The sequence below is a fragment of the Actinomyces slackii genome (genome assembly GCF_900637295.1).
Lineage (GTDB): Bacteria > Actinomycetota > Actinomycetes > Actinomycetales > Actinomycetaceae > Actinomyces > Actinomyces slackii.
The window spans coordinates 2720826-2733340 of the sequence record NZ_LR134363.1 but is presented as its reverse complement, the minus strand read 5'-3'; the positions used below and the strand labels follow the sequence as shown (position 1 = coordinate 2733340).

The following is a 12515-nucleotide window of genomic DNA, read 5'->3' as shown; positions in this document are numbered from 1 at the left end:
CGAGGATGGCGGCCGAGCATCGCGGCACAGTGTCAGCAAAGATAAAGATGCGGCACGATGTCAGCAAAGATATGACCAACAGCATCTAGTGCTGCCCTGCCGGCTTTCCTAGCATCAGCCCTCATGCAGGCAAGCATCGGAGCACTCCGCAAGGGCACGGAGCGTCAGAACAACATCGAGGTCTGGAACGACCTCGTCTCGCCCAGAGACCTCCTCATCTGCCTGGCCGTCTCAGTGATCTCGGTCGGCACAGCCGTGCTGATCTCCCTGATGATCGGTGGCAGCACGCTCTTATGGGGACTGGGGGCCTCCGTCCTGGGGTTCGCCCTGAACTGCTTCCTCGTGACCCCGAAGCGAGATGTCCGCATCGTCGACGAGATGGATCGAGTCGAGGACGAGGGGAGCGCCGCGGGCGGTGATGCCCGATGACTCCCGAGACCATCGCGATGATCCTTGCGGCGGTGCTCGGCGCCGTCCTCCTCTACACCTTCATCGGCTTCATCCCGGGAACCGACGAGACAAGCGTGCTCGCCCCGGTGACCCTGGCCATCGTGCTGGCCGGTGCCCCGCCGGAGGTGGTGCTCGCCTTCTTCATCTCGGCAGTGGTCACCCTCAATCTCATGAACGGCATCCCCACCGCGCTGGTGGGACTGCCCGGCGGCGTGATGTCGGCTCCGCTGATGGAGCACTCCGTGCTGCTGCGCCGCAAGGGCCTGGCCTCGCAGACGATCAGGAAGATGGCGGTCGGCTCGACCATCGGGACGCTGGTGTCCATCCCCCTCAGCTTCGCGCTGGCCGGGCTGCTGGCGCCCGTGGCCGAGCCGATCAAGGCCCAGGCTCCGGTCATCCTGGCCGCTGGGGCAGTGCTGCTGGCGCTGTTGGGCAGGAACCGGATCCTGGCCCTGCTGATGATCATCCCCATGGCTGTCCTCTTCCAGGCACTGCCGGCCCTCTACCGCTCCGCCGGTGTCATCGAGGCAGACGACAACATCAACATCTCCTTCTTCCTGGGCATCACGGTGGGTCCCATGCTCATCACCCTGCTCGAGCTGCTCAACGCCGAGCGCCGGGCGGCCCTGCCGCATGGCGAGCGCACCGCTGCGACGCTCCTGCGCTCGGGCTTCGAGTCCCAGAGCCTCATGCCCGCGCACCTGGTCTCCCGGTCCGAGGGCCGATGGAGCGCCGCGATGGCGGCGCTGTCCACCCCGCTGTTCGTGCTCAGCCCTGTGGGCCTGACCTTCCTCCTGGGCGAGGCCTCGGTGGCGCGCATGCCCCAGGAGGACCGTGTGCGCCGGGCTCAGCGCGCGGTGACCGTGATGAGCTCTCTGACGCACTCGACCTACCTCGCCGGCGTCATCATCCCGCTCGTAGCGCTGGGCATCCCCATCTCCGGGGTATCTGCGGGTCCCGCAGGCCCGTTATTCAACGCGCCCCCCGTCCACGACTTGACCAGCAACCTGCACCACCGGCTCGATGCGCCCGGCTTCATCATCGCGGTGACAGTGGGAGCACTCATCTCGGTGGTCATCACCTATGTCATCGCGGTGCGCTGGTCCTCTCAGATCACCCGCTTCGTCATGCGACGCATCCCGCATGAGGCGGTCCTGGCCCTGTTCACCTCCTTCATCCTCCTGCTGGCCTACATCGATGCCGGCGTGCCGAACATGTTCGGAGTACTGCTGGTTGGCGTGGTGTGCGGCTCACTCAACAGACTGGGAGTCTCCTACGGCGTGCAGTTCATGACCCTTTACGCCGCGCCCGGCATCATCACGGCGCTTGGCGCGCTGGTCTGAGGCGGTTGATCTCGCTGGCCCTCCCCACTCCGGTCATGGTCTCCGCCCCTGACGCGGGGAGTCGGTACCGTCCGCCATCCGCGCCACGGGCATCGGGCGCCGGCTCGCGCCTTCGACGCGGCAGGACCTAGCCTGAGCAGGTCGAGCGCCGTGCCAGTGCTGGCAGATCAACGCCCAGCAGGCGCGCCTGCTCGGCGGTGCGACCGGTGACCAGCAGATCCGTGCGGCGCAGTGCCGCGATGTCGGCGGCTCCCAGGAGTGTCATGAGGGTCCTGACCTGCTCGCTCCACAACGCCAGCTCATGGCGCAGGCCCTCGGGGCCGCTGCGCGAGAGGGTGCGCAGGAAGTGCCCGGAGACGCCGACGGCGCGAGCCCCCAGTGCGAGCGCGCGCACAACATCGAGTGGATGCCGCACGCCTCCGGAGGCGAGCACCTCCAGCTGCGCGCCGTGCTCGTCCGTCTGCCCGACAGGCCGCTCAGTGCCGCGCGCGCTATCGCCCCCGGGCCGCCTCGCAGCGGGCTCGGCGCACAGCGACTCCAGCAGGCACAGCACCGTGGACTGCCCCCAACCGGTGAGATAGGAGTAACTGTGATCAGGCCTGCGCTCGTTCTCGATGGCGATGAAGTCGGTTCCTCCCGTACCGGCGACGTCGACGGCACTGGCACCGAGACGGCTGAGACTTGCCATTGTGCGGGCCGAGATCCCGAAGCCCACCTCCTTGACCACGACGGGGACCGGCACGGCCTTGACGATCGCGTCGATGCGCTGAGCCCAGTCGCGCAGATCCCTGTCTCCCTCGGGCATGACCAGCTCCTGAGCCGCGTTGAGGTGGATCTGCAGGGCGTTGGCCTCAAGCATCTCCACGGCGCGCACCGCCTGAGCGGGATCCATCGTCGGTCCCACATTGGCCAGGATGAAGGCGCGGGGGGCCCGGCGGCGGATGATGCGGAAGCTCTCAGCCCGCTCAGGGTCGTCCAGGGCGATGTGCTGGGAGCCGCAGGCGACGGCCACTCCCGCCTCGGCCGCGGCCCCGGCGAGTTCTGAATTGATGCGCATCGTGTTGCGCGTGCCGCCGGTCATGGCGTTGATGTAGAAGGGCTCCGCCCACTGGGCGCCGCACACCGTGGCGCTGGGATCGACCTGCGTAGCGGCGGTGGCTGCCAGCGCGTGGTGCATGAAGGCGACGTCGTCGAAGGCATTGGGACGATCCTGGCCGTGCAGGCGCAGGGCCAGGTCGAGGTGCTCATCCTTGCGCGAGGCTCGCGCAGCCTGGTGGGATCCGCCTGCCCCGACAGGCAGCCGCGGCGCGGACGATTGCGCGCTCATGAGGTGGCCCCGGTGGTGAAGGGTAGGGCAGGGACGGCGCGGGCCCCATGGAAGTGGACGGCCAGGTCGAGGGGCGCGATGCGCTCGGCCTGCCAGGCCGCGAGCATCGCGGGAGCATCTGTCCCACTCGGGCACAGGGCGATACCGCAATCCCCGCCCCCTGCGCCTGAGCTCTTGGCCGCCGCCTGGAAGTCCCGCGCGATCTCCACCAGGCGTCGCAGCCCAGGGGTCTCGATGGGGATCCCGCTGGTGCGGCTCAGGCCCAGCAGCAGTTGCCTGTTGCGCACGATCTGAGCGTCGATCCCCTGGGAGTCGTCGGTCTCCATTGCCCTGATCAGATGGTCCAGGCAGGCCCGGCTCTCGCGCAGGAAGGTGGCGTAGGCCTGATCACGGGCTCCGCGCGCCGCGCTCCGGACTCCCGCCACCAGTCGGGGAGTGGATGCGGGGGCACCGGTCCAGCCCACCCGCAGGCGCAGGCCAGGTGGTCTCAGGCGGTGGATGCTCAGGTGCGGCCAGTCTGCGGCCAGCAAAGCGCAGGTAGTCACCCGACCGTGCGAGCGATGCAGCCATCGGCGGTCGGGGGAGGTGTAGGCGATCCAGCCGGTGAAGGCGCTGGCGGCGATATCTCCCCCCGAGCCGATCGGCTGGACCCGGTCAGTGGCCAAGAGAGCGAGCTTGTAGACATCCATGTCCTTGAGAGGCAGGTCGTAGAACTTTGCCACTGCCCTGACCGTGGCCACTGTCACCGCCGAGGAGGAGCCCAGGCCCAGCTTGCGCCCGTCCCCGTCATCGAGCTCGCTGGTGATCTCCAGGTCGAAGAAGCGCAGAGCGCCTCCTCGCTCGCGCACCACCTGCTCGACCGTGCGGATGGCCCAGACCACATAGTCGTCTCGCCGCCCATGGAACTCCACCGCGCCGTCGTCTGGGCGCCGATGCCAGGTCAGGCGGCGCCCGGCGTAGAGGGCGGATGTGATGCTCCCGGAGTGCTCGGCCGCGGTGACTCGTATGGTGATGAAGCGGTCGACGGCCACCAGGACCGCCCTGTGGCCGGGCTCGACCACGGCGTACTCGCCCGCGATGTAGAGCTTGCCCGGAGCTCTGCAAGAGATGGTGGGTCCGTTCATCGGGTGACCCCCTCGATGCGCGCTGCGCCGCCTGGTCTGCGCAACCATACGCTGACCCCGGGCAGGCGCTCGCGCAGGGCCGCTGCGACCCGCTCCCCGCAGGCGCCCGAGGTCAGGGCCTTGACATTAGCTCCGGCGTCGATGGTCGCCCAGACGGGCATGCCCTCATGGCGCAGTGCCGCGATGGCGCGCAGCGCCTCCAGGGTGCGCGGTGTCCAATACATGATGGCGGGGCGTGAGGCCATCATGGCGGCGTGCATTCCCAGGGCGTTGGCCTCGACAACCTCTCCCAGGCGAGGCAGGTCACCACTGCGCAGGGCGGCCAGCGCCTCGCGAAGATCCACGGCGCTGGACTCCACCCAGGCGGGGTAGAGGGGCGAGGAGCCCATGGTGGCTCGCATGGCGGCGGTGCTGCTGATCTCCTTGCGCTCCTGGGTCAGGACCATGACCGCCATGGCCAGGTCCGGTGGACCATCGGGCTGAGCGGTGGGAAGGACGACCTGCTCGGCGTAGGAGGTCTCGTCGTCCTTTCCAGCGTTCCACAGCACCAGACCGCCGAGGACCGAGCGCGCAGCCGAGCCGGAGCCGCGCCTGGCCAGGCGGGTCAGGGCGCGCGCATCGAGCTCCATGCCCGCGGCCCGCGAGGCGGCCAGGGCCAGGGCAGCGAAGCCCGCTGCCGAGCTGGCCAGGCCCGCGGCCAGGGGGACTGTGGAGGAGGAGTGGACGGTGGCGGGAGCCGTGAGGCCGGCCCGGTGGCGCACCAGGTCCAGAAATCGGCTGACCCTGGCCACCTGGGCGGGGGAGGGGCGCACGCCGTCGATGGTCACCGTGTCCGCGCCGCGGGCGCCCTCCTCGAAGGAGACCGTGGTGGTGGTCCTGGTTCCGCCCAGCGTCAGGGACAGGCTGGATGTGGTGGGGATCGTCAGCGCCTCATCGGCCTTGCCCCAGTACTTGATGAGGGCGATGTTGGTATTCGCGCTGGCTGTCGCGGTGCGTGTCACTGGCCTGCCTCACTGGTGTGCATTCTGTGGGTCCATACTGCGGCCGCCCCAGCGTGCAGCAGCGCACTGCCGATCCGCTCGGCGGGCTGCGGGCCATCGGCCAGGGCGATGACGCATCCGCCCAGACCGCCCCCGGTGAGCTTGGCCCCCAGCGCGCCGGCCTGGCGGGCCGCACCGGTCAGGGACTCCAGGACGGGCAGGCTCAGCCCGAGTGCGGCCAGTACCTCATGCGCCCGGTCCATGGCCGTCCCCAGGCGGGGAGCATCGCCGTCCTCCAGCGCCGTGACCGCCAGGCGGGCCAGGGCGCCCAGCTCGGCGATGAGTGGGCCGACGGCCTCGGTCTGCTCCTCATAGCGCTCGCGCAGACCGGTAACGGCCTGCCGGGTGGAGCCGTGCACCCCTGAGTCGGCCAGGACCAGGTGGGCGCCCTCGATGCGCTGGCTCACGGGCCGCATCTCACCGGCCTGGAAGCGCAGGGGTCCCGGGGCGCAGGTAGCTGCAGCGTCCAGACCCGAGGGGCGTCCGTGAGCCACGGCCTCGGCCCGCTGCGTCAGTGCGAACAGCTCCTCGGCGCAGGCCGGGCGCCTGCAGGCATCCAGGACGGCGCGGATGATCGCTCCCGCCGCCGCTGCCGAGGAACCCAGCCCCCGCTCATGGGGAAAGTCGCTGCGAGTGGTGATGATGAAGGACTGCCGCGGGCAACCGGCGAATTCACGAGCTGCCTCGAAGGCCTGCGCCACACAGTCGAAGCGCGCCCCGCTGCCCGTCAGGGGGCCCTCGTAGTCCAGGCAGCGCAGCCGGGAGGGGCCGTTGATGGGCGTGGCCGTGGCATTCATCCGCAGATCGTGCAGCGGCACTGCGACAGCGGGGTGCCCGTAGACCACTGCGTGCTCGCCCAGGAGGATGGCCTTGGCCCAGGTATGGCCGCGCCCCTCGCGCCCGGGGGAGGAGTGGCTGCCCATGTCTCTCCTTGCCTGGGGCCCAAGGGCTAGGGACGCAGCGACCTGGGCCGGGTGAGGGATAACCGGGGCGCCGTGCCGCGGTTGGTTCACGGTGACTCCCCCGACCCGCTGCACTCCCCTCGGTTGGGCGGTCCGCCGGTGGTGGCTGAGATCAGCCGCCATGACGTGATGGTCCTGGAGCCCCCGGAGCCGGCAACGAATCGAGGTTGAGCGTATCGGCCCTGATCATCCGGTCGCAAGACGGAGAACCTCTCTCGCCAGGTCATGACAGCGCTGTCCTTAGAGCGGTCCTCGTGGAGCAAGTGGAGGATCCGGCGCAGTATGCGCTCCGAGCACGATGGGTAGGGGAAGGGCTTCGAATGCATGCCGAGAAGAACCGCTGCCACAGAGTCGACAACCTGGGGGCCGGTAGTCCGGTCACGCGCCTGTCCCCCGGAGGCGATGGGCAGTAGAGCCCGTGGAGTCCGGGGCCGGAACCCCGGCGCGGGCTCGGCGGTCATGACATGATTTCCATTATGGCGCCCGTCACGATTCCTCGATCCCTGCGCAAAGTCATCACACAACTCGTCCTCGGCATGCTCGGCAGTGGGGTCTGCCTATGGATCACGGTGATCATCGTTCAGGCCTCCATCAGTGAGGGCTGGTCCCTGGGAGCCGTCATCATCGTGATCGTCATGGTGCTGGTCTCGACGCTCAGCGTGCTCGGTGTGGTGGGCCTCCTCGTGCTGTGCAGGCGGCCCGGCCTGGTCATCGAAGATCGGGGACTGACGGAGTCCACCTCCCTGATCTCCATCGGCTTCATCCCCTGGGAGCAGGCCGTGGGCTTCATGCCCGGAGAGTTCCATGCCGGGCACAGGCGCAACAGGCTGGTGGGCATCGTCTTCGCCGATCCGCAGTGGCCCTGGACCCAACTGCGCGGCCTGCGGCGGCACGCCAACCGATTCAACCGGTGGCTCAAGATGTCATCTCCGTCGACACCCTGCGCATCGGGAACGTCGAGCTGGCCGCTCTTCTGGTGGAGCAGCGGCGCCTGCGCCGCCCGGACCTGCCCGTGGCAGGCGGGCCGGTGCCCGGTGCGCAACCGGGAACGTGGGAGATCTCCGACCCCTGTGGCTATCTCGCTGCCCTCGACCAGAGTCCGGGAGCGTGATCAGGCGCTGACTTACCGAGAGCACTCATGGGCACGTCGAGGGCCATGTGATCAGACGACCGCGCGGGCCCACTCCTGCCTGACATCAGGCCACACCCACCATCCAACTTGCCAGCCCCGATGAGAAAGGCTCAGTGCACCTCATGAATCCTCAGGTCTTCTACCACAAGCGCTGGCCCCTGCTGTGGCGAACGATGATCTGCGCCTGTGTCAGTCTGTTCTGCTTCTATGCCCTACTCCAGGGGATAACGTACGGGGATTTCTATGGTCTATTCCTCGGCGTTGTGGGGACCCCGATTTTTATCGCCTTGCTCCTGGGGTGGTGCAGCCTCTGGAGACAGCCTGCCCTGATCATCGACGATCGCGGCATCACCGATCACACCTCCATGGTCTCTCTCGGGTTCATCCCGTGGGAGCAGGTCCAAGCCGTGATCCCTGCTGGGGTGGCGACGCGGGGTGCCGGGCGGCATGACTATGTCTACATCGCCTTCGCCGATCCGCAGTGGCCGTGGGATCGGTTGTCCAGGATGTGGCGCTGGTTCTGGCGCGTGATCCATCGCACGGGAGGCGGGCCTCCGGTGCCGCTGACCATGGACGCCATGAAGATGACCTCCGTGGAATGCGCTCTCCTTCTCATGGAGCAGCAGCGCCTGCGCCGCCCTGATCTGCCCCCTGTGCTGGGACCGGTGGAGGAGTCACCTGGAGTCGTCGTCATGCCTGCCGAGGTGGTGCGCATGGCCGGCCTCCGCCCGTGAGGCGTGCGCGTGCGGGCCGCGGGCGGTCCGGGCATGGGGTGGTGCGGGCGTGCCGTGCCGTGCCGCACGATTCTGAGCGCGATCGGCCGGGGGTGACGCCGGCGCGGCTCGGACGAGCCTTTGCGTCGTCGACGTGACTTTGCCCCAGTCGGATGACGCGAACCCTCGTCCGGTACGCAGACCCTCGTCGTCGACGCGAACTCACGTCGTCGGGGCGAATCGGTGCTCCCGCCTCCCGTCACTGGGTGGCGCAGCATCACTGGGCGGTGCGCAAGGGGGCGCCCCTGTCTGAGGCCGGAGGTCCGGTCGCCCGTATCCGCCAGGGGAGGCATCCCACCTGCTCGCCGACCCTGACGAGAAAGGCTCAATGTGCGCAATGCACACGATGCGCGTCCTGCACGTAGCATGTGCTCGTGCTACAGACCATGTCCACCGCCTTCATCCGCACCCTGCGCGAGGACCCCGCTGACGCCGAGGTCGCCAGCCACAAGCTGCTGGTGCGCGCCTGCTACATCCGCCGCGCCGCCCCGGGCATCTACACCTGGCTGCCGCTGGGCCTGCGCACGCTGCGCAAGATCGAGGCGATCGTGCGCGAGGAGATGGATGCGATCGGCGGCCAGGAGGTCCACTTCCCGGGCCTGCTGCCCGCCGAGCCCTACAAGGCCTCGGGGCGCTGGAGCGACTACGGCCCCACCCTGTTCACCCTGACCGATCGCAAGGACAACGACTACCTCCTGGCCCCCACCCATGAGGAGATGTTCACCCTGGCGGTCAAGGACATGTACTCCTCCTACAAGGACCTGCCGGCCGTCATCTACCAGATCCAGACCAAGTACCGCGACGAGGCCCGCCCTCGCGCCGGCATCATTCGCGGGCGCGACTTCGTCATGAAGGACTCCTACTCCTTCGACGTCGACGACGCCGGCCTGGAGGCCTCCTACCGGCTGCACCGCGACGCCTACGAGCGCCTCTTCGCCCGCCTGGGCCTGGACTACGTCATCGTCAACGCCATGGCCGGCGCCATGGGCGGCTCCCACTCCGAGGAGTTCCTCCACCCCTCACCCATCGGGGAGGACACCTTCGTGCGATCCGCCGGCGGGTACGCCGCCAATGCCGAGGCCGTGACCACCGTGGTCCCCGATCCGGTCGACGCCTCCGGGGTCGGGCCCGCCCGCGTCGTCGACACCCCCGACACCCCCACCATCGAGACCCTCGTCGATCTGTGCAACGAGGCCTACCCCCGTGCCGATGGCCGCCCCTGGCGGGCCTCGGACACCCTGAAGAACGTCGTCATGGTCCTGACCCACCCCGATGGCCGCCGCGAGCTGCTCGTGGTGGGCGTGCCCGGGGACCGGGACATCGATATGAGGCGCCTGGAGGCCGCCGTCGCCCCGGCCGAGGCTGAGATGGCCACGGATGATGACTTCGAGGGCCACCCCGAGCTGGTGCGCGGCTACATCGGTCCCACCGCCATCGGCCCCAACTCTCCCAAGCGCCGCGTGGAGATCGACCAGGAGGGCAATGAGCGCCTGACCGGCTCCGTGCGCTACCTCGTGGACCCGCGCATCGTTGAGGGCACCAGCTGGGTCACCGGGGCCAACGAGACCAAGAAGCACGTCCTGGACCTGGTCATGGGCCGCGACTTCACCGCCGACGGCACCATCGAGGCCGCCACCATCCACGAGGGCGACCCGGCCCCCGACGGCTCGGGGCCCCTGAGCCTGGCCCGCGGCATCGAGCTGGGCCACATCTTCGCCCTGGGGCGCAAGTACTCCCGGGCCCTGGACCTGACCGTTCTCGACGAGAACGGCAAGGCCCAGGTGGTGACCATGGGCTCCTACGGGGTGGGCGTCAGCCGCGTCATGGCGGCCCTGGCCGAGGCCAACCACGACGAGCACGGCCTGACCTGGCCCATCGCCGTGGCGCCGTACCACGTCCAGGTCCTGGCCACCGGCAAGGATGAGGAGATCTTCTCCACCGCCGCCTCCATTGCTCAGGCCCTGGACGCCGAGGGCATCGAGGTCCTCTACGACGACCGCCGCAAGGTCTCAGCCGGGGTGAAGTTCGCCGACGCCGAGCTTCTGGGTCTGCCCTACACGCTGGTGGTCGGGCGCGACCTGGGCAAGCAGGGCACCGTGGAGATCCGCGACCGCCGCAGCGCGGAGCGCCACTCGGTGCCGGCGAATGAGGCCGCGGAGCACCTTGCCTCGCTCGTGCACCAGGCCCTGGCGGCCGCCGCGGGCGACCAGGGCAGCTGACCCGGGGGTATCTCTGCCTCGACGGCGCCGGCTTGCGTCATTCCATTGACCCTGACACGGGGATGGGTGGCGCGAGCCGGCGCCGTCGAGGCGAATCACCGCTCGCACCCGCCCCCGATGGGGCACTCTCGTTATTTCTCGCGCCGTGCTCGTCAGGTTATTCGTCGGCCAGGGCCAGTGTTATCAGGGCTTCACCTTCCAGGCGGAGGCTTGTCCATTCCGTTATTGCGAATGGTGCGTAGAACCACATGCCGGGCCAGGGTTTCAGGGGTGGGGGTCCGGTAAGATACCGGGGTCATTCTGGCGCCCTGATGGGCGCACCGTTCGGGCCGGTCCGACCGGCCGACTATCCGAGAGGGTTTATGAAACCGCATATTGTTTCCCCGTTGTTCTACACGGCGGCCATGGGTGCAATTTTCGCCTATCTGCATTTTGTTCAGGGCAGTACCTATGGAAGTGCAGAGTTCCTCCAGGGCGCCGTGCCCGGGATGGCCCTGCTGGCAGTGGCCAGCGTCGCCTACTGCCGGTCCCAGCGCCCCGCCCTGCCCGATGCGACGCCGCTGGGCTGGCGGATCATGCTCCTGCCCATGGTCCCGTCCGCAGCGATGATGCTCTACGCCCTGGGCACGCGGGCCCAGGCCAGCTGGGCCTTCCTCGCGCCGCTTCTGCTGGCCGTGGCGGTGGGCTTGGGAGAAGAGCTGATCTACCGCAAGGTGGTGCTGTCGTCCCTCCTGCAGGCCGCTTCACCCAGGCGCGCCATCATCATCAGCGCTGCGATCTTCTCCGCTCTCCACGTCGTCAATGTTCTTGGTGGGCAGACGGTCCTCGACACGACCAGGCAGCTCGGATCGACATTCGTGGCCGGTTTGGCCTACGCCGTCATGTACCTCTACACCCGTCGCATCGCCTGGCTCGTCGTGGCGCATGCGATGTGGGACTACATCGGCTTCTCCGGTGCTCTCACCCCTGGTTCACCGCTGTCAGCGCTGGCGGCAGTGGTCCCGCTCCTGGAGGTGATCGCCATGGTGGTGATCCTGCGCCGGCACAAGGAACTGTGGTCCACGGAGTCGCCCGCCTGAACCGCGGCGGGACTCAGGAGGCGTAGCCGGGCAGGCTGGGGAGGGCCTCCCCCCAGGACTGGGCCCGCAGGGCCGCGTCGACCACGGCCCCCACGGCGGCCTGGCGCTCGGGCGTGCCCGCCTTGGTCGCGGCGACCTGCTGGATCTCAGCCGTGACCAGGTCCGACCAGACCTGGCGGGCCCAGGTGACATCCAGGCTCTCGGTGCCCGACGCCGGCTCGGTCGGCGCCCCATACGCGGCGAGCCGGGAGTCCTCCGAGCCCGCGGACACCGCGGCGTTGACCACGGCGGAGGCCACCGCGGCGTCATCGGAGGCCAGCTCCCGATCAGAGCCCTGGCTGCGGGCCGCCACCTCCTGGCAGGCGTACCGGGCGGCGTCATAGGCCCTGACGAGCTCGCCGCTGAGGCTCTGACTGCCGGCCTGGGACTCCTTGGAGCTGCGGGGCGAGGTCTCGATGGTCCCGGGAGCCAGGATCTCGACCGAGGCGCTCCAGGAGGCCGCCAGGGAGGCGTAGAGCTGGGCCTCGGCGGGGTCGGTCGCGTTGAAGGAGGCCTGCGTGGCCATCGTCGCCCCGTGCTGGAGGGCGGCGAGGAGGTCCGCCGTCGTGGCATCCGATCCGGCAGTGGCCAGGGGAGTGGCCGTGGGATAGGTGGTGGGCACCGCGGTCGCCCAGGGCTGCCACACCCCGCCCAGGGCCTCGACCTGGGCCTGGGCGCTGGAGTGCACGGAGACGGCGGTCTGGGACCCCTCGGCGCCCGTGGCGGAGACCACCTGGGCGGTGGTGGAGATGAGCACCGCCTGGCGGGCCAGGGCGTCGCGCTGGGCCTGGGCCTGGGAGGGGGTTTCCAGGGAGGCCGGCGAGCCCTCGCCCATCCGCAGGCCGCAGCCGCCCGCGGCGATCAGGCAGGCGGTCAGGGCCAGCGCGCCGGCGCGGCGCGCCGATCGGCGGAGGGGGCCGTGGGAGGGCTGGGGCGCGTTGGGGCTCATCATCCGCTGATCCTGCCATGGCAGGTAGCATGATCCCGACCTGACCACGCCCTCACGGGCCGATAGGGGAGGAGCCCG

The 12515-nt window shown here is 69.3% G+C and carries 12 protein-coding genes; 6 read left to right on the top strand and 6 right to left on the bottom strand.

Annotated elements, in window-relative coordinates:
- Positions 1-123 precede the first annotated feature (123 nt).
- Both EL266_RS11225 and EL266_RS11220 read left to right on the top strand, forming a co-directional pair.
- Complete coding sequence (locus EL266_RS11225; protein WP_026426607.1) at positions 124-429, top strand: hypothetical protein; 306 nt, start codon at positions 124-126, stop codon at positions 427-429.
- Positions 426-1793 (top strand): tripartite tricarboxylate transporter permease, encoded by a 1368-nt coding sequence (locus EL266_RS11220; RefSeq protein ID WP_026426608.1) that lies wholly within the window; start codon positions 426-428, stop codon positions 1791-1793. Before EL266_RS11225 ends, EL266_RS11220 begins: the two co-directional genes overlap by 4 nt.
- A 127-nt stretch (positions 1794-1920) precedes the next feature.
- Here EL266_RS11220 and EL266_RS11215 read toward each other — a convergent pair whose 3' ends face one another.
- The 5 genes from EL266_RS11215 to EL266_RS11195 form a co-directional block, all read right to left on the bottom strand.
- On the bottom strand, positions 1921-3120 hold the full coding sequence (locus EL266_RS11215) for an alpha-hydroxy-acid oxidizing protein (protein WP_034514755.1): 1200 nt from the start codon (positions 3118-3120) through the stop codon (positions 1921-1923).
- Positions 3117-4244 (bottom strand): phosphomevalonate kinase, encoded by a 1128-nt coding sequence (locus EL266_RS11210; protein ID WP_026426610.1) that lies wholly within the window; start codon positions 4242-4244, stop codon positions 3117-3119. The genes EL266_RS11215 and EL266_RS11210 overlap by 4 nt, the downstream gene beginning before the upstream one ends.
- Positions 4241-5245: a diphosphomevalonate decarboxylase gene (gene mvaD, locus EL266_RS11205; protein ID WP_026426611.1), complete on the bottom strand. Its 1005-nt coding sequence runs from the start codon at positions 5243-5245 to the stop codon at positions 4241-4243. The genes EL266_RS11210 and mvaD overlap by 4 nt, the downstream gene beginning before the upstream one ends.
- Positions 5242-6207 (bottom strand): mevalonate kinase, encoded by a 966-nt coding sequence (gene mvk / locus EL266_RS11200; protein ID WP_026426612.1) that lies wholly within the window; start codon positions 6205-6207, stop codon positions 5242-5244. The genes mvaD and mvk overlap by 4 nt, the downstream gene beginning before the upstream one ends.
- A 619-nt stretch (positions 6208-6826) precedes the next feature.
- Positions 6827-7084, bottom strand: a complete 258-nt coding sequence (locus tag EL266_RS11195) for a hypothetical protein (protein WP_126412342.1) — start codon at positions 7082-7084, stop codon at positions 6827-6829.
- Positions 7085-7156: 72 nt separating this feature from the next.
- Here EL266_RS11195 and EL266_RS11190 point away from each other — a divergent pair, with 72 nt between their 5' ends.
- The 4 genes from EL266_RS11190 (at position 7157) to EL266_RS11175 (ending at position 11449) form a co-directional block, all read left to right on the top strand.
- Positions 7157-7357: a hypothetical protein gene (locus tag EL266_RS11190; protein ID WP_126412340.1), complete on the top strand. Its 201-nt coding sequence runs from the start codon at positions 7157-7159 to the stop codon at positions 7355-7357.
- A gap of 143 nt (positions 7358-7500) precedes the next feature.
- A complete protein-coding gene (locus EL266_RS11185) occupies positions 7501-8112 on the top strand; it encodes an STM3941 family protein (RefSeq protein ID WP_126412338.1) in 612 nt (203 codons plus the stop codon).
- Positions 8113-8525: 413 nt separating this feature from the next.
- Positions 8526-10370 carry a proline--tRNA ligase gene (locus tag EL266_RS11180; protein ID WP_026426614.1) on the top strand — a complete coding sequence of 615 codons (1845 nt, stop codon included), beginning with the start codon at positions 8526-8528 and terminating at the stop codon, positions 10368-10370.
- Positions 10371-10774: 404 nt separating this feature from the next.
- Complete coding sequence (locus EL266_RS11175) at positions 10775-11449, top strand: CPBP family intramembrane glutamic endopeptidase (RefSeq protein ID WP_126412336.1); 675 nt, start codon at positions 10775-10777, stop codon at positions 11447-11449.
- Positions 11450-11462: 13 nt separating this feature from the next.
- Here the strand turns inward: EL266_RS11175 and EL266_RS11170 are convergent, their stop codons facing one another.
- The gene (locus EL266_RS11170; RefSeq protein WP_232012024.1) at positions 11463-12440 is read right to left on the bottom strand and encodes a Tat pathway signal protein; all 978 of its coding nucleotides are present in this window, start codon (positions 12438-12440) and stop codon (positions 11463-11465) included.
- Positions 12441-12515 lie beyond the last annotated feature (75 nt).